The organism is Chryseobacterium paludis (assembly GCF_025403485.1).
Taxonomy (GTDB): domain Bacteria; phylum Bacteroidota; class Bacteroidia; order Flavobacteriales; family Weeksellaceae; genus Chryseobacterium; species Chryseobacterium paludis.
On the sequence record NZ_CP099966.1, the window covers coordinates 613,639 to 637,031 of the forward strand.

Here is a 23,393-nt window from a genome sequence, read left to right on the forward strand (position 1 = left end):
TCATGACAGAAGAAAAAATTATTTCACTATTAAAAATAACAGAGCCCTTTCTCCTTTTGCCCGAAACGGTTCTTGCTGAAATCTCCGAAACACTTATTAAAACCGAGTTTTCTAAAGACACGCTGGCTTATCGTCAGGAAGTGACCGAGATGGCGGGTGTAGATATTATTTCATCAGGAGAATACGAAACTTTCTTTTTCGATGCTACTGAAAATAAAAGATGTGTTACTAAACACCATTCTCCTTACTGTTTCGGCGGAATTTCGGTGGTTCTGAACAGAGTCCGTGCGCTGAAATCAGCCATTGCCAAAAAAGGAACTGTGGTTTATACTTTACCCAGAAAAGAATTTTATGAATTGTGTAATGCGTACGAAGATTTTTTTCATTATTTTACTTCAGATTTTGGTATAAAAATGCTGGATGAGGAGTTTTCACACTTTGTAAAAACACCCGCAACCTTCGAAGAAAGTTATTTTGCAGCCGATCAGCTGTATTCCCGGAAAATTGAAGGCATTGCTTATAAAAGTATTGTTTCGTGTGAGGAAAATACACCTGTTTTTGAAGCTGCCAGACTGATGGCCGCCAATAAGGTAAGCTGTATCTTTATCAAAAATTCGGAAAACAGAGAGATTATTGGTTATGCTACCGATATTACCTTAAGGGATCGTGTCATCGCCCGTTGTCTGGATTCAAGAACAGCTATTTTAGAGGTAATGGATAATCCGATTGTAAGTATTTCCAGTGATGCCTATTTATATGAAGCGATTCTGATGATGTTCCAAACCAAATCAAGGTATCTTTTAGTGAAAGATAAAGAAGGATATGTTGGTTTTTTAAGCAGAAACAGGTTGCTGAGCGAGCAGGCACAAAGTCCTTTGGTGTTTATCCAGTCAGTAAAGCAGGCAGAAAACATCGAAGAGCTCCTCAAAAAATGGAAACAGGTTCCGGATATGATCAATCAGCTTTTGGGAAGAGGAGTACATGGCGAAATTGCCAGCCAGGTCATTACCACGATTGCCGATACGATAACAGGAAAGGTAATAGAGAAAGTGATAAAAGAAATTGGAAATCCACCTGCGAAATTTGCTTTTATTGTTACGGGAAGTGAAGGACGAAAAGAACAGACCCTAAGCACAGATCAGGATAACGGAATCATCTATGAAGACAAAGGGAATGAGCAGAGAGAAATTGTAAGAGAATATTTTTTAGAATTTGCCAAACGTGTTTCAGATGATCTTAACACCATTGGTTTTGTATACTGTAAAGGCGGTTTTATGGCAAGTAATCCAAAATGGACCCATTCTCTTTCCCATTGGAAAAGAGATTATGCAAGATGGATAGATGAATCTATACCAGAAAATGCAATGAAATTTTCTACATTTTTTGATTTCCGTTTTATTTATGGTGAGGAAAATATTGTATGGGAGCTTAAAACTTTTATCAAGGAAAAACTTGTTTCACCCAACCAGCTGTTTTTTGCACACATTGCAAAAAATGCGCTTCAATATGAGCCTCCTTTGACTTTTTTCAAAAAAATAAAGACTCAAACGATTGGTAAATCAGAAGTTTTCGATATTAAAACGGCAATGTCTCCAATTGTAGATCTGGTTCGTGTATATGCATTGAAAAATCATCTGGAATTAGAAAATACTGGCGAAAGAATGAAGAGACTTACTGAAATTGGAATTTTCACACAACAGCAGTATAACGAAATTCATCAATCTTACTATTATCTGATGGCTCTGCGACTTAAAAATCAGGCTAATGAGATAAATATTGATAAGAGGCACCCTGACAATTATGTGGATATTAGTAAATTAACCAGAATAGAACGGGTGACATTGATTGAAATTTTCAAAACTATTGGCAATTTTCAGTCAGGTATCAAGATGAAATTTATTGGAAGTTTATAAACTTAGATCTTAAACATAAATCCTTCTGATAATTTTTTATTGTATTTATCTTCATCGAATCTATAAAGGAAAGATCCTTTTTTAGAAGAGTTCATATCTTTTTCATTGGTATTGACCAGAATATCCATAGCATTTATCTTGTTCGTGAAATTCCTTTTGTCGTATTTTTCATCAAAAATAGCTTCATAAAGATTCTGGATATCTTTCATTGTAAATTTTTTTGCCAGCAATTCAAAACCGATCGGTTTAGTAGTGGCTCTTCTTCTTAATCTTAAAACCGCATCTTTTACCATTTCGTTATGATCAAAAATGAGTTCTGGGCAGTTTTTGAGGTCAAACCATTTGGAACTATACTTTTCATTGATATGAATGTCATTGTCAATGTTAATAAGTGCATAATATGAAATGGATATAATTCTAGCATTTGGTTCACGATCAATTTTTGTATAAGCATTTAACTGCTCTAAATAAATGTTTTCCAGACCTGTCAAAGTATGTAGAACCCGGTTTGCTGCTTGATCAGAACTTTCATCAGAACCTATAAAACCTCCCATCAGAGACCATTCTCCTTTTTTTGGTTTGAAATTTCTTTTAACGAGAAGAATTTTTAGATTTTCTCCATCAAAACCAAAGATGATACAGTCAACTGCAACAAAATGCTGTGGATAATGTAAGTAATCTTTTAACATCAATATTATTTTCTACAAAGTTAATGTTTTTAGCGTGCTTTTTGTCGATCAAGTTGATTAAATGTTATTTTAACACTTTATTTTTGTTTTTTCTAATATCACACAGAAAATGCATAGGATAACTTATTTTGGGGATTTAATATTCAAGATTTATTACTTTTTTCCCTAAAATTCATATCGTGGTTCATAAAATAAAAGTTAAAATTATGTTAAAAAATAAAATACAACTTAATTAATTAGTTTTTCTTTGATTTACTAAAATTACGATAAGTATTCAAATCGTTAATAAAACCTTAATATAAACTTGTTGTAATTATTTTGGAAACAGTGTTTTAAATATACGGTCTGTGTAGGTGATTAGTTGGGTATTCTTATTTTTTATGATAAGCTATTGTTTTTTTTACATTTTTTGAATTTTGATAAGACCTCTGTTTTTTTGTTCTCTACAAAATTCTTTTATATCTGGATTCTTTCTGCTATTTTTATAAATGTTGAAATTACATTTAATAATGAACAGACGGGTTTTGATACTTTTTTTAGGATTTGCTTCATTTGCTTTTGGGCAGACAGAGAAGAAAATCAATTATTTTCCGCTAAATAGAGTTCATTTATCTGATAGTGATTTTCGAAAAGCAATGCAAACGGATAAAAAATATATCCTATCGATGAATGCAGACAGACTTTTGGCACCGTACCTAAAAGAAGCAGGATTGAAATTTAAAAAAGAAAATTATCCCAATTGGGAAAATACAGGACTGGATGGTCATATCGGTGGTCATTACATTTCCGCTCTGGCTCTCATGTATGCTTCAACAGATGATCGAGAAGTCAAGCAGCGTTTGGATTATATGATCGATGAACTGGAACGGTGTCAGGATTTTTCAGGAAACGGTTATCTTTCGGGAGTTCCGAATGGTAAAAAAATCTGGAAGGAGATTGCCGGGGGGAACATCCGGGCTGCAACTTTTGGTCTGAACGACCGTTGGGTTCCACTGTATAATATCCACAAAACATATTCAGGTTTGCGGGATGCTTATTGGTATGCTGATAGTGAGAAAGCAAAAAAGATACTGATAAAACTCACAGATTGGATGGTTGATGAAGTTTCCGGACTTTCCGATGCGCAGATTCAGGAGATGCTTCGTAGTGAACATGGCGGTTTGAATGAAGTATTTGCTGATGTTTACGACATCACAAAAAATCCGAAATATCTCAAACTTGCCCATCGCTTTTCACATCTTGCAATTTTAAACCCCTTATTGAATGATGAAGATAAACTAACTGGAATTCATGCTAATACACAGATTCCGAAAGTGATTGGTTTTAAACGTATTGCGGATTTAGAAAATAATAAAGAATGGAGCAATGCTGCCGATTTTTTCTGGACGAACGTTACGCAAAAACGTTCGGTAATTATCGGAGGAAACAGTGTGAGTGAGCATTTTAATCCAATTAATGATTTCGGTGGAATGATTAAAAGTGTCGAAGGTCCCGAAACCTGTAATACCTATAATATGCTGAAACTCTCCAGAGAATTATATGCAACGAATCCAAAATCATCTTATATAGATTATTACGAAAGAGCTTTATACAACCATATTCTTTCCACTCAAAATCCTGAAAAAGGTGGTTTTGTTTATTTCACACCAATGCGTCCAGGTCATTACAGGGTTTATTCTCAGCCTGAAACCAGCTTTTGGTGTTGCGTAGGCTCAGGAATGGAGAATCAGGCCAAGTATGGAGAAATGATTTATGCTTATTCAGATGAAGATCTGTATGTAAACCTTTTTATCCCTTCCATTTTAAAATGGTCTGAAAAGAAAGTGGTTCTTAGGCAGGAAAATAACTTCCCGGAATCAGCATCTACAAAACTGATTTTTGACGTCGCTTCAAAATCAAATATAAATTTGAAATTAAGAGCACCGCAATGGTCGGATGCTTCTCAGATTACCATTTCAGTAAATGGTAAAAATATTAATGTTGCTGTTGATGCTGAAGGTTACTTTAATATCAAAAGAGAATGGAAGAAAAGTGATGTTATAGAAATGAAAATGCCGATGCATCTTTCTGCAGAACAACTTCCCGATAATTCGGACTATTTTGCGTTTAAATATGGCCCGATTGTTTTAGCTGCTAAATATGGAAAAGAAAATCAGGATGGACTCTTGGCCGATGACAGCAGAGGCGGACACATCGCGCACGGTCCGCAGATTCCTTTAAATGAAATTCCTACCATTTTGGGAAGCTCAGCCTCGGTTTTAAGTCATTTGGAAAATGTTAATGGAAAAGATCTCACCTTCAGATTAAAAGGTTTGTATCCTCCGAATAAATTCGGTAATGGACTAGAACTGGTTCCGTTTTATAAAATTCAGGAAGAACGTTACATCATTTACTTTCCGCAGGCGGATCAGGATAAAATTGTAATGATTCAGAAACAGAAAGCCGAAGAAGAAGAGGACCTCAAAAAACTGAACAGCATTACATCAGATAAAATCCAGTTGGGTGAACAGCAGCCAGAATCAGACCATTTCATCGACAGCAAAGATTCCAATACCGGTTATATCGAAGACCGCCATTTCCGCGAGGCTAAAGGTTGGTTCAGTTACCAGATGAGAAATAAGAATAAAAATGCAAAATATGTTTATGTTCTTTATTTCGATGTCAATAACAACCGAATGTTGAATGTGGAAATTAATGGAGTAAAAGTGATTTCTAAAGATTTCGATGGAACATTAGGCAGCTCTCCACAATCATTATTAATTCCGATTCCTGAATCTGAAAATCGTAAGGAAGTTCTTACGATAAAATTTAAATCAGGTGAAAAATCACTTACCCCGAAGATCATTGAAGTAAGAGTACTTAATCAAATGCCAGATAAAAACTAACAGTCTTGACAAGGCTTACAAAATATTTCAATCCGATATGAACAATAAACTCAATAAAATTTTAAGCTTGCTTCTCTGCCTATTCTGTATTTTCATTGAAGCAAAAATAACACTTCCTGCGTTGGTCTCAGATGGAATGGTTTTGCAGAGAAATCAAAAACTAAATATCTGGGGAAAAGCAGATGCCGGAGAAAAAATTGAAATTAAATTCTTCAATAAGAAATACAGCACAACTTCCGACCAAACGGGGAACTGGAAAATCACGCTTCCTGAGCAGAAAGCAGGGGGGCCTTATGTTATGACCATTAATGAAGTAACATTGAGAAATATTCTCATCGGTGATGTTTGGCTGGCTTCCGGACAGTCGAATATGGAACTGCCAATGCGCAGGCTGATACCTCTTTATGCGAATGAAATTAAAAATGCAAATAACCAGAATATCAGATTTTTCACTGTTCCTCAAAAATATAATTTCAAGTCACCTCAAACTGAGCTTGACGGCGGCAAATGGGAAGTAACAAATCCACAGACTATTCTTAATTTTTCTGGAGTTGCCTATTTTTTTGCAAAGCAGTTGAGTGAAAAAAATAAAATTGCCATTGGTATTATTCACTCGAGTCTGGGTGGGGCACCAATCCAGTCGTGGATGGATGAAAATTCTCTGAAAAAATATCCTGAATATCTGGATGAAGCAAAAAAATGGCAAAATGATGAGTTAATTAAGTCTACAGAATCTACAGAACAGGCATTAAGTAAAGCATGGTATACAGAGCTTAGCCAGAGTGATATCGGATTGAATCAGCACTGGGAAAGTTTCGGCCTGGATGATTCCAGCTGGAAGACGATGCGAATTCCCGGTTCGTGGGAAGATAAAGAAGGGCCTTTCGAAGGTTCAGTTTGGTTTAGAAAAGAATTTAACTTAACTAAAAGTCAGGCAGGAAAAACAGCATTTTTAAATTTAGGAAGAATAAAAGATGCCGATGTGACGTACATTAATGGCGTAAAAGTAGGAAATGTAACCTACGAATATCCGCCTCGCTGGTACGATATTCCGGCAGGCATTTTGAAAGAAGGCAAAAATATCATTGCCACAAGGATTACGAATGGAAGCGGAAAAGGAGAGTTTATCGCCGACAAACCTTATTATATCGAAATCGATGGAAATAAAATAGATTTAAAAACAGAATGGAAATATAAGGTTGGTGCCAAGATGGAAAAAATGGCTCCCGGACAAACTTTTATTCGTTGGAAACCAGTAGGATTGTACAACGCAATGATTAATCCACTAATCAATTATAATATAAAAGGAGTAATTTGGTATCAAGGGGAAGGTAATACCGGAGAACCAAAAGAATACGGAGATCTACTGACTACGATGATTCTGGATTGGCGAAACAAATGGAATCATAAGGATATGCCGTTTTTTACCGTACAGCTGGCCAATTTTATGGACCCGAAAACTCAGCCTGTGGAAAGCAATTGGGCAGAGTTGAGAGACCAACAGCGTCGGGTTTCGTTGAAAGTTCCAAATACAGGACTTGCCGTAATTATTGATTTAGGAGAATGGAATGATATTCATCCTTTAAATAAAAAATCAGTTGGCGAAAGATTAGCTTTACAGGCATTTAAAGTGGCTTATAGAAAAAATATCATCGCAGATGGACCAGTGTATCAATCAATGAAGGTACAAGAAAATAGAATTATTCTTACTTTTAAATCTGGAACGGATAATTTTGAGCCTGTTTCTGAATTGAAAGGTTTTGCAATCAAAAGTAAGGATGGAAAATATGAGTGGGCGAAGGCGAAAATCGAAGGTAACAGAATCACTGTCTGGAATGACATTGTAAAAGAACCATTTGCTGTCCGCTATGACTGGGCAGATAATCCCGATGGAAACCTTAGAAATAAATCCGGACTTCCCGCTTCACCGTTTACTACGGAATAATCAATTATTACTTATCAATTATAAACTATTAAAATGAACAACTCATCCCAAAAAATATCTGTTATTGAGAAAATCGGCTACAGTTTAGGAGACCTAGCAGCCAATCTGGTTTTCCAGACGCTCGTAACATATTTAGCGTATTTCTATACAGATATTTATGGATTAAAACCGGAAAATGCCTCTATCATTACACTCACCGTCGGATTATTGGCTGGTTTTGTCTTCAACCCAATGATTGGTGCTTTGGCAGACCGAACACGAACAAAGTGGGGGAAGTTCCGTCCGTGGATTTTGCTGTCTGCCATTCCGTTGGGTGCAGCAGCGCTTTTAGCATTCAGTACTCCTGATTTTTCGTATAAAGGAAAAATGATTTATGCAGCAGTCACTTACTCTGTATTACTATTGCTTTACGCGGCCAATAATTTACCTTATGCTGCTTTAAGTGGTGTAATCACAGGCGATATGGGTGAGCGCAACAGTATTTCTTCTTATCGTTTTGTAGCTGTAATGTTTGCGCAATTTTTTGTTCAGGTATTTATGTTACCGATTATTTTATCTGCAGGACATGGCAATAAAGCGGCCGGAATCGAAGTGGTAATGACTTGGTTAGCGATTATAGGAACAGCAATGTTACTGATAACATTTTTCACCACCAAAGAAAGAGTGGTTCCAAAACCGGAGCAAGAATCGACTTTAGGTGCTGATTTAAAAGACTTAAAGAAAAACAAGCCCTGGATTATAATGTTGGTGGTTACGGCATTGATTTTCATTACATTGGCAATGAAGGGAGGTTCGTATGTATATTATTTTAATAACTATGTAGATGAAGCTTCTCTTCAGCAATTTATATCACCAATAACCAATTTCTTCAATTCCATTGGGATGAATTTCTTTGGTGAAGATGCACGTTCAGCAGGTTTCGGACTTTTCAATGCCGGAGGAATCATTATGATGATTGTCGGAATCACTTTCTCTAAAAAATTTGCAGACAAATATGGCAAAAGAGATGCGTTTATTGCTTCATTGTTTATATCAACTTTATTTGTAGTGGCCTTTATTTTCTATCCGCCAAAATCTGTTGGATTGATGTTTTTGTCGCAGATTTTACACGGTTTCTTTTACGGAATCGGTACACCTTTGCTTTGGGCAATGATTGCTGATGTCGCGGACTATTCCGAATGGAAAAATAACAGACGGGCAACTGCCATTATTTTTTCGGCAATGATGGTAGGCTTGAAGGTAGGTTTAAGCATCGGAAGCTCATTAGTCGCATATATTATTGGTCAGTATGGTTATATCTCCTCTGAAGGTGCGGTAAACGTGATACAGCCGGAAACAGTTTCCGCAGGTGCAAAAATGCTGGTCAGTGTATTTCCTTCCATTCCTTTCTTTTTAGCGTGTGGACTGCTGATGTTTTACGAAATCAATAAAAAGATGGAAATTAAAATCGAGCAAGAACTTAAAGAAAGAAGAAAGTAAAAAAACAAATCAGAAATGTTTTTTTTCTCGCAAAAAGAGCTCTGTTTAAGCCGGACTGCGTATGATTAGTGTTCAAAAAATATTGGCGAGATTAATAAAAAATAAGTACGAATGGGCTTTAACTCGTTCAATACAATACAAGGAAATGGCTTTAGTCAAAATTTAAAATAAGTTTCATCCAAAGCCAAATGAAAATAAAAAGCTTATGAGAAAAATAGCAGCATTATTAGGAATTTTAACCTTGACCGTATCGTGTAAGACAGCAGGCAATGCAGCTTCTGCGGTGACCCTTAAAAATGCATTCAAGAATAAATTTTACGTCGGAACAGCAATGAGCCTTCCGCAGATTGACGAAACAGAGGCCAATTCTGTTGGGATCATTAAAAAGCAGTTTAGCTCTATTGTTGCAGAAAACTGTATGAAATCTATGTTTCTGCAACCACAGGAAGGAAAATTCTTTTTTGATGATGCCGATAAATTTGTAGCTTTCGGAGAGAAAAACAAAATGTTCATTATCGGTCATACGCTGATTTGGCATTCTCAGTTGCCCAAATGGTTTTTCATTGATAAAGATGGAAAAGAGATTTCAGCAGAAGTTCTTAAACAAAGGATGAAAAATCATATCACTACGGTTGTAAGCAGATACAAAGGTCGGGTGAAAGGTTGGGATGTAGTCAATGAAGCCATCATGGAAGACGGTTCTTACCGTAAAAGTAAATTTTACGAAATCCTTGGTGAAGAATTTATTCCCTTGGCATTTCAGTATGCTCACGAAGCAGATCCAAACGCAGAATTATATTACAACGATTACAACGAATGGTACCCCGAAAAAGTTCAGACTGTTAGCAAAATGGTTAAAAAATTGAAAACCAAAGGAATTCGTATCGATGGAGTTGGTATGCAGACACACGTTGGTCTCGATACACCAAAGCTTGATGAATATGAAAAAGCAATTGTAGCCTATGCAGCAAACGGCATTAAAGTGAATGTTACCGAAATGGAGATTAGTGCACTTCCTTCACCTTGGGGAACTTCTGCCAATGTTTCAGATACCGTGGAATATCAGGCAAAAATGAATCCTTATACGACAGGTCTTCCCGAAAATATAAAGACAGAATGGGAAAACCGTTATCTGGATTTTTTCAGACTCTTCATCAAACACCAGGATAAAATAAGAAGGGTGACATTATGGGGTACTACCGATGCACAATCGTGGAAAAATGATTTTCCTGTAAAAGGAAGAACCGACTATCCGTTGCTTTTTGACCGGAATGGTCAGACAAAACCTGTGGTGGAAAAAATCATTCAGCTGACAAAAGAAAAATAATTCTAATATCTAACTTCTAATTAAAACAATGAAAAAAGCAAAATATCTATTCCCGAAGGATTATATGGCAGACCCCTCTGTACACGTTTTTGAAGGCAAATTGTACATCTACCCGTCACATGACTGGGAAAGTGGAATGGAAGAGAATGATAACGGAGATCATTTTGATATGAATGATTATCATGTTTTTTCTTTAGACGATGTGGAAAATGGTGAAATCAAAGATCATGGTGTTGTGCTTTCCGTGAAAGATATTCCCTGGTCGGGAAGGCAGTTATGGGATTGCGATGTAGCGTATAAAAAAGGAAAGTACTATATGTATTTTCCTTTAAAAGATAAAAACGATATCTTCAGAATAGGTGTTGCAGTAAGTGATAAGCCCTACGGACCATTTGTTCCGGAGAAACATCCGATGATGGGAAGTTATAGCATCGACCCCTGTGTTTTTGAAGAGGATGGAAAACATTATATGTATTTCGGCGGAATCTGGGGTGGACAATTACAACGTTACAGAAATAACAAAGCCCTTGAATCTGCTATTCTTCCCAATGATGATGAACAGGCAATTTCTTCAAAGATTGCTATTTTAAGAGAGGATATGCTGGAATTCGGAGAAGAGCCGAAAGATGTTCTTATTCTTGACGAAAACGGAAATCCTTTACTCCATGGCGACAAGCATCGTTTTTTTGAAGCTTCCTGGATGCATAAATACAATAACAAGTATTATTTTTCTTATTCTACCGGTGATACACATCTAATATGTTATGCAACAGGAAACAATCCCTATGGTCCATTTACTTTTCAGGGAGAAATTCTGACACCTGTTGTTGGATGGACGACCCATCACAGTATTGTAGAATATAACGGGAAATGGTATCTTTTCTTCCATGATTGTGTTCCGAGCGAGGGAAAAACATGGCTTAGAAGCATGAAAGTCATTGAACTCGAATACGACAGTGATGGTAAAATTAAAACCATTGAAGGACTTGATAATTAATCAATATGGATGGGTTTTTAACCCATTTAACAGTTATTTAAATAAAAAAATTAAAGAATCCAATGCGTTATTTCCGATTATACATCATATTGTTTTTAATGATTCCTTTAACGGTTTTGGCCGAGGATGGAAGTCTGCTTTGGCTTCGGTTTCCTGCAAAAAATGGAGTTTCAGCAGATAAAATTATTTCTAAAGGAAACAATCCAACTTTAGAGATTGCCAAAAAAGAATTAATGAATCATTGGCAGGGTCAGGAAATTGAACTTCGCACGGAAAAATCATTAAAAAATTTAAAAGGTGGTTATACGATAAAATCGATTCAGAACAAACTGGTTATTTCTGCCGAAAAAGAAATCGGATTGCTCTATGGGGTCTATCATATTTTACGTTTGCAGCAAACAAAGTCAGCTTTAACAAATCTTAATATTACAGAAAAACCTTCGTATGATGTGAGAATTCTCAATCATTGGGATAATCTGGATGGAACAATTGAGCGTGGTTATGCCGGACATTCTCTTTGGAAATGGGAAGATTTACCGCATTCAGTTTCTCCCAGATACGAAGAATATGCAAGAGCTAACGCTTCGATTGGAATTAATGCAACTGTTCTTAATAATGTGAATGCATCTCCAAATATGCTACGTAAAGATTATCTTGGAAAAGTTAAAGTTCTGGCAGACCTTTTCAGACCTTACGGAATCAAAGTCTATCTTTCAGTCAATTTTTCATCGCCAAAAGTTTTGGGTGGATTACAGAATTCGGATCCTTTGAACAAAGATGTTCAGGAATGGTGGAAAGATAAGGCTTCTGAAATATATAAATTAATTCCAGATTTAGGCGGGTTTTTGGTGAAAGCGAATTCCGAGGGACAACCCGGTCCACAGGATTATGGAAGAACCCATGCTGACGGAGCGAATATGATGGCAGATGTTTTGAAACCCTACGGTGGAATCGTCATGTGGAGGGCTTTTGTGTACAGTCCAAGTAAAGAAGACCGTGCAAGACAGGCTTATCTGGAATTTGTTCCTCTTGATGGAAAATTCAGAGATAATGTTATTATTCAGATCAAAAACGGACCTGTTGATTTTCAACCCCGGGAAGCATTTAATCCACTTTTTGGAGCTTTGAGAAAAACTCCTGAAATGGTTGAATTTCAAATTACTCAGGAATATTTAGGGCAGTCCAACCATCTGGTTTATCTCGCGCCCTTATTCAAGGAAACTTTAGACAGTGATACCTATTCTGACGGAACTGGTTCTACGATTGCTAAAATTACGGATGGCACTTTAAGACCTGCAAAAATTTCGGCGATCTCGGCAGTTTCTAACATTGGGGAAGATAAAAACTGGACGGGACATCATTTTGCACAGTCCAATTGGTATGCATTCGGACGTTTGGCATGGAACCGGGATCTGACCTCTGAACAGATTGCTGATGAATGGATCAAAATGACATTTACGGATAATGATAAATTCGTTAATCCTGTAAAAGAAATGATGCTCACTTCAAGGGAAACAGCAGTGGATTATATGATGCCTCTTGGCTTGCACCATATTTTTGCATCAGGACATCATTATGGCCCTGAACCTTGGGGAGATTATAAAAGTGGAAGACCTGACTGGTCGCCGGTATATTATCATCAGGCAAATGAGATGGGAATCGGTTTCGACAGAACAAAATCCGGAAGCAATGCAGTTTCTGATTATTTTCCTCCATTAAATGAAATCTATGGAAATATCAAAACCTGCCCAGAAAACTTGATTCTATGGTTTCATCATGTTCCCTGGGAGTATGAGATGAAGGATGGGAAAACTTTGTGGGAAGAATTATCATACAAATATGATACAGGGGTTAAAAATGTACGGGGGTATCAAAAAGTCTGGGATAAAATTCAGCCTTATATTGATGAAGAACGATTTACAGAAGTTCAGTCTAAATTGAAAATTCAGGCAAAAGACGCTGAGTGGTGGAAAGACGCTTGTCTGTTGTATTTTCAGACCTATTCAAAGATGCCGATTCCTTATGACATCGAACGACCGGTTCACGAACTGGAAGATTTGAAGAAGATTAAACTGAATATGGGACATCATAATTAAAAAAAGCAGCTCTTCCGAAAGGTAGAGCTGCTTTTAATATGTATGAATCTATATTTTATTTAAGAGCAATAATTTTACTGAATATATTACCGTTTTTCTCTACTGCGATGATGTAGCTTGGAGAGGTTTTGGGATCCAGTTGGAATGTTAAACTGAGTTTGCCATTTTTTGCGAATTTAGTTTCACTATAGTAGATATTATCTGAAAAATCCTGAACAGAAACGTTTACAGAACCTTTCATGTCTTGCATATTGAGTTTTACAATATTGTCGTTGATCGTAAATTCCGGCTTGATGATTTCGGTAACCGGTTTTTTTTCAACCATCAGATTTTTATTTTGGATACTGATTTTATATTTTTCAATTTTATAATCAGATTCTGCAACCAGATAATAAGTTCCGTCGGATAAAGTTTCAAGATTATATGATTTCGAAATGAAATTTTGATCTCCTATTTTCTCAGAATATATTTCTCCCTGGTTATCATTGTATACAAACAGGGAAATATTTTGCGCGTTGCTCACTTCAAAACTAAAGGTTTTAGAATTTACATTTCCGAATGATACAGAAAAGTCTCTGTCTTTACTCATTACATCTGCTGAAGTTAAAATAAACACAACAAATAGACTGATTTTTAATAGATTATTCATAATAAAAGTGTTTTATGTTTGCTGATACTGATACTGCAAATGTATAGTGTTTCTCTGTTGGATTTTAGAATGTAATTTTCATATTTATGTTCTATATTAACCTTAATTGTATATTATTTAAATATTAACAGTTAATTTTGTAAATATTATTTTATAACTTTGATTGAGAATTAAATTATGAAACACCACAGTCCCGCATTTGAAGCTGTCAATCCTAATATAGGAAGCAGTTTTACGAGCCTTAAGTTTCAGAGAAATGAGAATATCAAATCTCACGTTTGGCATTATCATCCTGAGGTTGAATTGATCCTGGTAAAAGGGGGATCCGGCAAAAGGCAGATAGGAAGTAATATCTCATACTTTACTGATGGTGATTTGGTGCTGATTGGCAGTAATTTGCCACATTGTGGTTTAACCAATGAAAATACCAATAACGATTACGAAATGGTGATTCAGTTTAAGCCTGATTTTCTGGGTGAAAAGATTTGGGAAAATCCTGAAATGGCAAAAATTCACGCAATGCTCGAAAAATCAAGAAGTGGAATGGTCTTCGGCGACGATGTCAAAAAAGCAATGAGAAAAAAAATTTCGCAGATGCATCAGTCAGAATCTTTAGAAAAGCTGTTGAAATTTTTTGAAATTCTACACGAGCTTTCTGCCACGGATAATTACAGAATTCTTAATGCAGGAAAATATTACCTGCAAACTCAGGTTGAGGATAATGAAAGGATCAATCATATCTTCAATTATGTGAAAGATCATTTTAAAGAGCAGATAACTTTGAAAGAAATTGCAGATTTGGCGAATATGAAAGTGCCTTCTTTCTGCCGTTATTTCAAGAAAATCACCAACAAAACCTTTACCCAATTTGTAAATGAATACCGGATTACACATTCTCTGAAACTGCTCGCTGAAAAACCATTAAGCATAACAGACGTTTGTTTTGAAAGCGGTTTTAATAATTTCAGCTATTTTAACAAAACTTTTAAGGAATATATAAAGAAAAGTCCTTCTCAATATCGTAAAGAGTTTAATTATGTCATGCAATGATGCTTTTCTTCAAAATAAATTAAACTAAAATTGTTTATTTCATTTGTTAAGTGTATTTTTAACACTTAAAAGATTAAACAACATTTTATGAAATTTTTTATAGACACTGCCAATCTTTCTATGATTGAAGAAGCCCATGCTTTGGGTGTTTTAGACGGCGTTACAACCAATCCTTCTTTAATGGCTAAAGAAGGGATTTCCGGAAAAGAAGATATTCTTAACCATTATCTTAAAATTTGCGATATTGTAGATGGTGATGTAAGTGCCGAAGTTATAGGAATTACTTATGACGAAATGGTTAAAGAAGGAGAGGAATTGGCAGCACTGCATCCTCAGATTGTGGTAAAAGTTCCCATCATCAAAGACGGTATCAAAGCCATTAAATATTTTTCCCAAAAAGGAATCCGAACCAATTGTACCTTGATTTTTTCTTCAGGACAGGCTCTTCTGGCTGCAAAAGCCGGAGCAACGTATGTTTCGCCTTTTTTAGGCAGGCTGGATGATGTTTCTACAGATGGCTTAAATTTAATTGAAGAAATCAGAACCATTTATGATAATTACGGTTTTGAAACACAGATACTAGCAGCTTCTGTAAGACACAGTATGCACATTATCAATTGTGCAAAAATAGGTGCTGATGTTGTTACCTGTCCTTTGCCTCCCATTTTGTCATTGCTGAAACATCCTTTAACAGACAGTGGGTTGGATCAGTTTATCAAAGATTCAAAAAAAATGAAATAATTATATGCAGCACGATCTTTTAAAACTCAAAAATATCGCTTCCCAGGTGAGAAGGGATATAGTAAGAATGGTTCATGCTTGTCAATCGGGTCATCCCGGAGGTTCGCTGGGATGTGCAGACTTTTTGGTCGCTCTGTATTTTGATGTGATGAAAAGAAATGAAGGATTTAATATGAGTGGAAAAGGGGAAGATGTATTTTATCTTTCCAATGGCCATATTTCTCCGGTTTTTTATAGTGTTTTGGCACACGCAGGATATTTCGATAAATCAGAATTGGCAACTTTCAGAAAGCTAAATTCAAGATTGCAGGGACATCCTACCACACATGAGCACCTTCCCGGTGTTCGGGTAGCATCAGGCTCTCTAGGGCAAGGCTTGTCGGTAGCAATCGGCCATGCAGTGGGTAAAAAACTAAACAAAGATGAAAATTTAGTATTTACCCTTCACGGCGACGGCGAATTGCAGGAAGGACAAAACTGGGAAGCCATCATGTACGCTTCTCACAATAAGGTAGATAATCTGATTGCAACTGTAGATTATAACGGTCAACAGATTGACGGACCGACTTCAAAAGTACTTTCTTTAGGTAATCTTAAATCCAAATTTGAAGCCTTTGACTGGAATGTGCTGGAAGTAGAAAATGGAAATGATATGGAGGAAATTCTTATTGCTTTAGATGAGGCCAGATCGTTGACAGGAAAAGGCCAGCCGATTTGTATTCTCCTGAAAACAGGAATGGGTTACGGTGTAGATTATATGATGGGAAGTCACGCCTGGCATGGAAAAGCACCTAACGATGAGCAATTGGCAAAAGCATTAGATCAGCTTGAAGAAACTTTGGGGGATTATTAAACAGATATCAAATGAAAAAATATACTTACACAGAAAAAAAAGATACCAGAAGTGGTTTTGGAGCTGGTCTTGCTGAACTAGCAGACAAAAATCCTGAGGTTGTGGCTCTTTGCGCTGACCTTATCGGTTCATTGAAAATGGAAAAATTCATAGAAAAAGCACCAGAGCGTTTTTTCCAGATCGGGATTGCGGAAGCGAATATGATTGGTATTGCCGCAGGTTTGGCAACGGAAGGTAAAATTCCGTTTACAGGAACATTTGCCAACTTTTCTACGGGAAGAGTGTACGACCAGGTTCGTCAGTCTGTTGCCTATTCCGATAAGAATGTGAAAATCTGTGCTTCACACGCAGGTCTTACTTTAGGCGAAGACGGTGCAACGCATCAGATTCTGGAAGATATCGGTTTGATGAAAATGCTTCCGGGGATGACTGTTATCAATACTTGCGACTACAATCAGACCAAAGCAGCAACTATTGCTATTGCAGATTATGAGGGTCCGGTTTATCTGCGTTTCGGAAGACCTGTAATTCCTGTTTTTACGGATGAGAATCAAAACTTTGAGATTGGGAAAGCTTGGATGGTGAATGAAGGAAAAGATGTTACCATCGTTGCGACCGGTCATTTGGTTTGGGAAGCAATAAAAGCGGGAGAACTCCTGGAAGAACAGGGAATTGATGCTGAAATTATCAATATCCATACTATAAAGCCTTTGGATGCTGCTGCTATTTTAAATTCAGTAAAAAAAACGCGGTGTGTTGTTACTGCCGAAGAGCATAACAGATTAGGAGGTTTAGGTGACAGTATTGCTCACCTTTTGATCACAGAATATCTTGCCCCTCAGGAATATGTTGCGGTAAATGACAGTTTTGGAGAAAGTGGAACACCTGATCAACTGATGGAAAAATATGGGCTTACAGCCGGTGACATCGTGGAAGCTGCAAAAAAAGCAATGAAAAGGAAAATTCATTAATTTAAAAATACCTGCTTTTCTTTTTTAAATATTTCTGGCAAAAAGCTAGAATTAAATTTTAAGGCTCAATTCATTTAAAAAAAGAAAATTGCAGTCATTGATAATGGAGAAATTAATCAATTATACAATAGAAGCATTCCAATCGGTATTCGAGTCCGAGCCGGAAAGTATTTTTCTGGCTCCGGGACGAATTAATATCATCGGTGAGCACGTAGATTATAGCGATGGTTTCGTACTTCCTGCTGCTATTGACAAATATATCTGCTTTGCTGTAAGAAAAGTTGATAATTCGGAAAATTGCACCTTTTTTGCTAAAGACTTTGACGATTCTTTTAGTTTTAATATCACCCAAAAGCAAAGTCCGGTTTCACAGATGTGGGTTAATTATTTATTGGGTGTATTTAATGTTATTCAGGAAAGCGGAAAAAAGATCGGAGGTTTACAAATTGCCTTTAGCAGTACCATTCCAATGGGTTCCGGTTTATCGTCGTCAGCAGCTCTAGAATGCGGATTTGCTTTTATTCTCAACGAACTTTTTGATTTAAATTTAACAAAGAAAGATTTAGCTCTCATTGGTCAGAAATCCGAACACACCTTTGTCGGTGTGAAGTGTGGAATTATGGATCAGTTCGCATCCGTTTTTGGAAAAGAACATCAAGTGATAATGCTGGATTGCAATTCCCTGGAGCATCAGTATTTCGAAGCCAATATAGAAGGTTATAGTCTGGTGCTTTTCGACAGTTGTGTAAAACATACACATCTTACTTCCGGCTACAATGACAGGAGAAAGGATGTTGATAAAGCTAAAAAGATATTATGGAAGAAGTTTCCTGAAGTTGAGAAATTCAGAGACTTCAGTTTTTCAATGCTGGATGAAGTGAGAGCAGAAATAGGAGAGACCTCCTACAAAAGAAGTCTTTATCTTTTAAAGGAAATCAAAAGAGTTGAAAAAGCTGCCAAAGCTTTGTCAGAAGGTAACATAAAATATCTGGGTACACTTCTTAGTGAAACGCATTCCGGACTTTCCACTGAATTTGAAGTGAGTTGCAAAGAACTTGATTTTATGGTAGAGGAGACTTTAAAGGAAGAAGGTGTCTTAGGCGCAAGAATAATGGGCGGCGGTTTTGGAGGATGCAGTATCAATCTTATTAAAAGTGAGAATGTAGATGATGTGATTGAAAAAATAACCCAAAAATACAAGGTAGATTTTGGTATCGAAATGAAAGTGTACCGCGTGAAAATATCGGATGGAATCAATGAATACGAAAGAAATGAATTTATCATTTAATCAGAAAAAACATCCTCATAGAAGATACAACCCTCTTTTGGGTGAATGGATCCTGGTGTCTCCACAAAGAGCAAGCCGCCCCTGGCAAGGACAAACCGAAAAAGTTTTCGAAGAAAAACTTCCTATTCACGACCCAAATTGCTACCTGTGTTCAGGAAATCTGCGTGTTAATGGTGAAAGAAATCCTGATTATAAAGGCGTCTATGTTTTTGATAACGATTTTGGTTCATTGATGAAAGATGATGTTGAATTTACTGAAGAACAATCTGATCTTTTTTTATTAAAGCCAGAACGAGGGATTAACAGGGTCATTTGTTTTTCTGAAAATCACAGTCTTACTTTACCGCAAATGGAAGTAAACGATATAAAAAAAGTGGTTGATGTATGGCAACAGCAATATGAGGAATTGGGAGCTGAAGATTATATTAATCATGTTCAGATTTTTGAGAACAAAGGCAATGTAATGGGATGTAGCAATCCCCATCCACATGGGCAGATATGGGCACAGTCTTCAATTCCTTCTTCAGTTTTGAAGACGATGGAAAATTTTAAAAAGTATTTTAATAAAAATAAAAAATCACTTTTAGAAGTCTATCTCAAAAAAGAATTAGAGCTTAAAGAAAGAATCGTTCTGGAAAACAAACATTTTGTAGCATTAGTTCCATTTTGGGCGATCTGGCCATACGAAACGATGATCATCAGCAAACAAAAAATTGAAAATATCCTGCAGTTTTCTGAACCTGAAAAGCATGCTCTGGCAGAGATTATTAGCCTTATGACGACCAAATATGATAATCTTTTTGAAATTTCTTTCCCGTATTCAGCAGGAATTCACCAGTCACCAACTGATGGAAAACCACATCCGGAATGGCATTTCCACATGCATTTTTATCCGCCCTTGCTGCGAAGCCGTGAAGTGAAAAAATTTATGGTTGGTTACGAAATGCTGGCAGAATCACAGCGAGATATCACACCAGAACAGAGTGCTGAAATATTACAAAATCTTTCCATTGTGCATTACAAAAATCTATAATTAAAAGTGTTTAACTTTGCACTGTAAATTTAATTGAATTATAATCAAGAAGTCCAATTTGATTTTCTTGTAAAGAATATTATTATGACAGATATTAAACTGATTGTCACAGATATGGATGGCACGTTTCTCAATTCAGATTACAAAGTAAGTCCTAACTTTCCTACCATCTTCGAAGAACTAAAAAAAAGAAATATATTGTTTGTCCCTGCGAGCGGCAGACAAATGCCCGGTATTACCCAATATTTTGAAGACATTAAAAATGATATCGGCTTTATTGCAGAAAATGGAGGATATGTAGTTTATAAAAATAAAGAACTTTTCGCTGATAAATTAGATTATAAATTTATTGTTGATATTGTAACGGCTATACGTCAAATTCCTGGTGCCAGAGCAGTTTTGTCTGCAAAAAAGAAAGCCTACTATGAAAGTGATGATCAGCAATTTATTGATTATTTTACAAAATATTATACTGAAAATCAAAAAGTAAATAACTTGACAGAAGAGGTAGATGATGACGCATTCAAAATCGCAGTTTATCATCCCGGGGGTTCCGAAAAGAATCTTTATCCTTTCCTGAAAAAATTCGAAGAGGACAATCTGGAAGTCGTTATATCCGGAAAATATTGGTTGGATATAATGAATAAAGACATCAACAAAGGCAATGCATTAGAAAAATTACAGAATCTTCTTAATATTTTGCCCTCCCAGACAATGTCTTTCGGAGACTATATGAATGATATTACTATGCTGGAAAAATCAAAATATTCTTACGCAATGGAAAACGCTCATCCTTCTGTAAAGAATGCTGCTCGTTTTTCTACACTTTCAAACGACGATTTTGGTGTGTTAGAAACAATTAGTGAGTATTTGAAAATTTAGTTCACACCTGAAGGTCAGAGGGACTTTCAGTTTTAAAAATTGTAGCATTAATAGTATATAAATTTCGTCTCTAGAATAATTGCAATTCCATGACTTATGTCCTTTATGTTCACCTGGTAATTTGACTGTATCTCAGATTAAAACTCTTTACCTCGTTTTATTGCACAGCCTTCTCATAGCAATTGAAAACTTCTTTACGGAAACGAACAGCCCCGACAAGCTCGTATTTTTTCTTTGTATATTATTAACAACTATTGCAATCACATACAGCAGTTAAAATCTTTCATACTGATTTGATTAGAGAAGCTCGGCATACATATGCCGAGCTTCTTTGTTGAGATAAAATCTCAGTTTGAAAATGTTTTTTTCATGGTTTTTAGAATCATACCAAATATAATAAAATATTTTCACTATTGAGTGTTATATTTAATTAAAATTGCATATAATTCATTATTTATTAATTAAATGTAACATATTGTTAAAATTAGCGGTTACCATAGGAGTGTCTTTAAATAATGTTTACAGACATTAGCCTGTCACCTGGTTACTTTTTTCAATGAGGTACAATCTGTATTAAAAGACGAGGCCACCGACAGTATTTATTACAATATTGTAAGTACTCCAACATGAGAATCAGATGTCTCTGAAAGAAGCCTGCCTTGAAGATCTTCGCCTTCATAATGAAGACCTGAAAGAGTTTATAGAAGTTTTTATGGTAAGAATGATGTTTATTTTATACAATTCGATTTATGATTCGGTGAAGAACCGGGAGTAACAAAAATCCATTAAAATAAACTATTTGACATCTATAATTCAAATTTATGAAAAAAGAAAAAAAATTTAAAATTCATCCAAAAGATTTTTTTCCTGTAAGTAATGGAACATTATGTAATGTTCCTGGATAATACTTTGGTCGAGATGTAAACAACTGTCAGGTTTAATTTCATCATAGTTAACATTTTGATTTAGTAGAACAATTATTCAATGTTATTTAGAAGGGTGAGAAGAGGTACTAAGTGTTCGACAGAGGACTCTCTCTCCCCGCTATAAGTGAGAGTATACTCAAACAAATGCTTAAAAAAGCTAATAAAGCCTGCAATTTTTTAAAATTGCAGGCTTTTTTTTTGAGGAAATCCCAAAAATTGCAAAAGCCTCATAATTTATAGCTGTAGTTGGATTCACTTCTTTAGTGATGAAAGAAAATTTTTAGAATCATTTGGAACAAGCTCTGATATGTTTACAACGGTAAAAGAGCAAGTAGAAATTTTAGATGAAATGCTACATTTCAATGATGTTGCAAAAACTGAATATGCGAAAATAGTTACTAATTATTCTGAGAGAATTTAATTTTGATTAACTGTAGTCTAAAATTTTGACCCAAGTCGTGAAGTGGTGTAATTTTCACTTCATTAGTTAAGATATTAATATACAAACAATCAATAATTAACAAATAAGCCACCTACAGGGTAGCTTATTTAGCTACAGGTAATGTGACAAGAAGGAGTAAGAGAAAGATGTGTTACGAGAGAGTGTTAGCGCGATGAAATTAGAAGCCATGTACATTGGACAAGTGGAGGATCCAGAGTGTTGAGGTAAATGGTCAGAAGTTAGTGAGATTAATAATGTCGTATGGACGAACGGAATAAAAGAAAAAGGTGTAACGTTTTAGCTACACCTTTATATTGTTTATTTACTCTTTGAAGATATAAAATAATTCAATTTATTACTCCTCATTTTTTGGCTTAAAGCTTCTACCTGCTCCTTGTCTTAGGAATGTAATTTTCCCTTGTGTTTGCTTAGCTTTTTCAAGAACTTCCAAAGCTCTTGTTCGTTCGTTCATTTTTCCTGCATGTGTTATGCTGTGCTGACTTTCACTTTTTTTCATATATCAATATAGTGAAAATAATTGACAAAAACAAATATTAAATATTCCGGCTTACTGGCAGCGGTTGGTTGCTGATTTTCAGAATTAATTTATTGTGTTAAATCTCTTGTTAGTTGAAATAACTAAGGTTTAACAAGCATTGCATAGCTGATTGGATAATTTTCTTTTTCCACACTGAGAAGAATGCCTCTTCGTTTACTACTGAACTGCGAATAATGAAGAGAAATTGTATCACCTACTTCAACAGGGTATGTTATATTTGCATACGTGACGTCAAATCTCTCCGGACCGAAAAAAAAGATCATTTCCTCTCCAGGAGGCTCCTTTCGGGTGATTTTACCTGTTAATACAGTTTTTTGATTATTTAATGAGACTTCATGTTTATTAATACTGTAAAAAGCAGAAATATTATAGGCAAGGACGACAGCAAGGAAAATGAGAAAATACACTAATCCCCAAAAATAAATTAAGACTAACAGCGGCAGTAACAGAACATTTATCTGGTAATGATTTTTTATCGTCTTTTCAATTACTAGTTTGTCTTTTTCCGTTAAAGGCAGAAGAACAGTGGTGTATAAATTATTTGCGTTTTCGTAAAGCTGATCATGCATAATGTAATTGCCAGTTTAGTTTATTAAAATTAATTATTTTTCGATCACCCATCTTTTTTTATTCTGATTTTAAACAAAAAAGCTGATGCGGGACTTGGT

At 35.7% G+C, this 23,393-nt stretch carries 19 protein-coding genes; 15 read left to right on the plus strand and 4 right to left on the minus strand.

Annotated features, from left to right (window positions below; genetic code table 11):
* The first annotated feature begins 2 nt into the window (after positions 1 to 2).
* Positions 3 to 1,913, plus strand: coding sequence for a DUF294 nucleotidyltransferase-like domain-containing protein (locus tag NG806_RS02545; protein ID WP_261511851.1), 1,911 nt, complete (start codon positions 3 to 5; stop codon positions 1,911 to 1,913).
* 2 nt (positions 1,914 to 1,915) lie between these two features.
* Here NG806_RS02545 and NG806_RS02550 read toward each other — a convergent pair whose 3' ends face one another.
* Positions 1,916 to 2,602: an NUDIX hydrolase gene (locus NG806_RS02550; protein ID WP_214825957.1), complete on the minus strand. Its 687-nt coding sequence runs from the start codon at positions 2,600 to 2,602 to the stop codon at positions 1,916 to 1,918.
* 509 nt (positions 2,603 to 3,111) lie between these two features.
* On the opposite strand from NG806_RS02550, the gene NG806_RS02555 reads away from it, so the two are divergent.
* The 6 genes from NG806_RS02555 to NG806_RS02580 all read left to right on the plus strand — a co-directional run bounded on the left by NG806_RS02555 (position 3,112) and on the right by NG806_RS02580 (position 13,331).
* Positions 3,112 to 5,487, plus strand: a complete 2,376-nt coding sequence (locus NG806_RS02555; protein ID WP_261511852.1) for a glycoside hydrolase family 127 protein — start codon at positions 3,112 to 3,114, stop codon at positions 5,485 to 5,487.
* 37 nt (positions 5,488 to 5,524) lie between these two features.
* Positions 5,525 to 7,432: a sialate O-acetylesterase gene (locus tag NG806_RS02560; RefSeq protein WP_214825953.1), complete on the plus strand. Its 1,908-nt coding sequence runs from the start codon at positions 5,525 to 5,527 to the stop codon at positions 7,430 to 7,432.
* A 33-nt stretch (positions 7,433 to 7,465) separates the two neighbouring features.
* The gene (locus NG806_RS02565) at positions 7,466 to 8,911 is read left to right on the plus strand and encodes an MFS transporter (RefSeq protein ID WP_214825951.1); all 1,446 of its coding nucleotides are present in this window, start codon (positions 7,466 to 7,468) and stop codon (positions 8,909 to 8,911) included.
* Between the two features lie 205 nt (positions 8,912 to 9,116).
* Positions 9,117 to 10,238: an endo-1,4-beta-xylanase gene (locus NG806_RS02570; protein ID WP_261511853.1), complete on the plus strand. Its 1,122-nt coding sequence runs from the start codon at positions 9,117 to 9,119 to the stop codon at positions 10,236 to 10,238.
* 28 nt (positions 10,239 to 10,266) lie between these two features.
* Positions 10,267 to 11,235, plus strand: coding sequence for a glycoside hydrolase family 43 protein (locus NG806_RS02575; RefSeq protein WP_214825947.1), 969 nt, complete (start codon positions 10,267 to 10,269; stop codon positions 11,233 to 11,235).
* Positions 11,236 to 11,297: 62 nt separating this feature from the next.
* Positions 11,298 to 13,331 (plus strand): alpha-glucuronidase, encoded by a 2,034-nt coding sequence (locus NG806_RS02580; RefSeq protein WP_261511854.1) that lies wholly within the window; start codon positions 11,298 to 11,300, stop codon positions 13,329 to 13,331.
* A 55-nt stretch (positions 13,332 to 13,386) separates the two neighbouring features.
* On the opposite strand, the gene NG806_RS02585 is transcribed toward NG806_RS02580, so the two are convergent.
* Complete coding sequence (locus tag NG806_RS02585) at positions 13,387 to 13,980, minus strand: hypothetical protein (protein WP_214825943.1); 594 nt, start codon at positions 13,978 to 13,980, stop codon at positions 13,387 to 13,389.
* A gap of 177 nt (positions 13,981 to 14,157) precedes the next feature.
* Between NG806_RS02585 and NG806_RS02590 the strand changes: the two genes are divergently transcribed.
* From NG806_RS02590 to NG806_RS02625, 8 genes are all read left to right on the plus strand, one after another.
* Positions 14,158 to 15,030: an AraC family transcriptional regulator gene (locus NG806_RS02590; RefSeq protein WP_214825942.1), complete on the plus strand. Its 873-nt coding sequence runs from the start codon at positions 14,158 to 14,160 to the stop codon at positions 15,028 to 15,030.
* Between the two features lie 87 nt (positions 15,031 to 15,117).
* On the plus strand, positions 15,118 to 15,771 hold the full coding sequence (fsa, locus tag NG806_RS02595; RefSeq protein ID WP_261511855.1) for a fructose-6-phosphate aldolase: 654 nt from the start codon (positions 15,118 to 15,120) through the stop codon (positions 15,769 to 15,771).
* A gap of 4 nt (positions 15,772 to 15,775) precedes the next feature.
* Complete coding sequence (locus NG806_RS02600) at positions 15,776 to 16,624, plus strand: transketolase (RefSeq protein ID WP_214825938.1); 849 nt, start codon at positions 15,776 to 15,778, stop codon at positions 16,622 to 16,624.
* 11 nt (positions 16,625 to 16,635) lie between these two features.
* Positions 16,636 to 17,595, plus strand: coding sequence for a transketolase family protein (locus tag NG806_RS02605; protein WP_261511856.1), 960 nt, complete (start codon positions 16,636 to 16,638; stop codon positions 17,593 to 17,595).
* 103 nt (positions 17,596 to 17,698) lie between these two features.
* Positions 17,699 to 18,883 (plus strand): galactokinase, encoded by a 1,185-nt coding sequence (gene galK / locus NG806_RS02610; RefSeq protein WP_261511857.1) that lies wholly within the window; start codon positions 17,699 to 17,701, stop codon positions 18,881 to 18,883.
* Positions 18,852 to 19,916 carry a UDP-glucose--hexose-1-phosphate uridylyltransferase gene (locus NG806_RS02615; RefSeq protein WP_315941750.1) on the plus strand — a complete coding sequence of 355 codons (1,065 nt, stop codon included), beginning with the start codon at positions 18,852 to 18,854 and terminating at the stop codon, positions 19,914 to 19,916. The genes galK and NG806_RS02615 overlap by 32 nt, the downstream gene beginning before the upstream one ends.
* A gap of 84 nt (positions 19,917 to 20,000) precedes the next feature.
* A complete protein-coding gene (locus NG806_RS02620) occupies positions 20,001 to 20,798 on the plus strand; it encodes an HAD family hydrolase (RefSeq protein ID WP_261511858.1) in 798 nt (265 codons plus the stop codon).
* Between the two features lie 637 nt (positions 20,799 to 21,435).
* On the plus strand, positions 21,436 to 21,573 hold the full coding sequence (locus NG806_RS02625) for a hypothetical protein (protein WP_261511859.1): 138 nt from the start codon (positions 21,436 to 21,438) through the stop codon (positions 21,571 to 21,573).
* A gap of 948 nt (positions 21,574 to 22,521) precedes the next feature.
* On the opposite strand, the gene NG806_RS02630 is transcribed toward NG806_RS02625, so the two are convergent.
* A complete protein-coding gene (locus NG806_RS02630; RefSeq protein WP_214825933.1) occupies positions 22,522 to 22,683 on the minus strand; it encodes a hypothetical protein in 162 nt (53 codons plus the stop codon).
* A gap of 122 nt (positions 22,684 to 22,805) precedes the next feature.
* On the minus strand, positions 22,806 to 23,294 hold the full coding sequence (locus NG806_RS02635; RefSeq protein ID WP_214825932.1) for a hypothetical protein: 489 nt from the start codon (positions 23,292 to 23,294) through the stop codon (positions 22,806 to 22,808).
* Positions 23,295 to 23,393: the final 99 nt, after the last annotated feature.

Excerpts from the sequence above, each read along its gene's own strand:
- NG806_RS02580 (WP_261511854.1), top strand. The coding sequence starts at position 11,298 with ATGCGTTATTTCCGATTATACATCATATTGTTTTTAATGATTCCTTTA.
- NG806_RS02560 (WP_214825953.1), top strand. The coding sequence starts at position 5,525 with ATGAACAATAAACTCAATAAAATTTTAAGCTTGCTTCTCTGCCTATTC.
- NG806_RS02600 (WP_214825938.1), top strand. The coding sequence starts at position 15,776 with ATGCAGCACGATCTTTTAAAACTCAAAAATATCGCTTCCCAGGTGAGA.
- NG806_RS02565 (WP_214825951.1), top strand. The coding sequence starts at position 7,466 with ATGAACAACTCATCCCAAAAAATATCTGTTATTGAGAAAATCGGCTAC.
- NG806_RS02615 (WP_315941750.1), top strand. The coding sequence starts at position 18,852 with ATGAATACGAAAGAAATGAATTTATCATTTAATCAGAAAAAACATCCT.
- NG806_RS02550 (WP_214825957.1), bottom strand. The coding sequence starts at position 2,602 with ATGTTAAAAGATTACTTACATTATCCACAGCATTTTGTTGCAGTTGAC.
- NG806_RS02555 (WP_261511852.1), top strand. The coding sequence starts at position 3,112 with ATGAACAGACGGGTTTTGATACTTTTTTTAGGATTTGCTTCATTTGCT.
- NG806_RS02635 (WP_214825932.1), bottom strand. The coding sequence starts at position 23,294 with ATGCATGATCAGCTTTACGAAAACGCAAATAATTTATACACCACTGTT.
- galK (WP_261511857.1), top strand. The coding sequence starts at position 17,699 with ATGGAGAAATTAATCAATTATACAATAGAAGCATTCCAATCGGTATTC.
- fsa (WP_261511855.1), top strand. The coding sequence starts at position 15,118 with ATGAAATTTTTTATAGACACTGCCAATCTTTCTATGATTGAAGAAGCC.
- NG806_RS02590 (WP_214825942.1), top strand. The coding sequence starts at position 14,158 with ATGAAACACCACAGTCCCGCATTTGAAGCTGTCAATCCTAATATAGGA.
- NG806_RS02570 (WP_261511853.1), top strand. The coding sequence starts at position 9,117 with ATGAGAAAAATAGCAGCATTATTAGGAATTTTAACCTTGACCGTATCG.
- NG806_RS02620 (WP_261511858.1), top strand. The coding sequence starts at position 20,001 with ATGACAGATATTAAACTGATTGTCACAGATATGGATGGCACGTTTCTC.
- NG806_RS02605 (WP_261511856.1), top strand. The coding sequence starts at position 16,636 with ATGAAAAAATATACTTACACAGAAAAAAAAGATACCAGAAGTGGTTTT.
- NG806_RS02585 (WP_214825943.1), bottom strand. The coding sequence starts at position 13,980 with ATGAATAATCTATTAAAAATCAGTCTATTTGTTGTGTTTATTTTAACT.
- NG806_RS02630 (WP_214825933.1), bottom strand. The coding sequence starts at position 22,683 with ATGAAAAAAAGTGAAAGTCAGCACAGCATAACACATGCAGGAAAAATG.
- NG806_RS02575 (WP_214825947.1), top strand. The coding sequence starts at position 10,267 with ATGAAAAAAGCAAAATATCTATTCCCGAAGGATTATATGGCAGACCCC.
- NG806_RS02545 (WP_261511851.1), top strand. The coding sequence starts at position 3 with ATGACAGAAGAAAAAATTATTTCACTATTAAAAATAACAGAGCCCTTT.
- NG806_RS02625 (WP_261511859.1), top strand. The coding sequence starts at position 21,436 with ATGTCTCTGAAAGAAGCCTGCCTTGAAGATCTTCGCCTTCATAATGAA.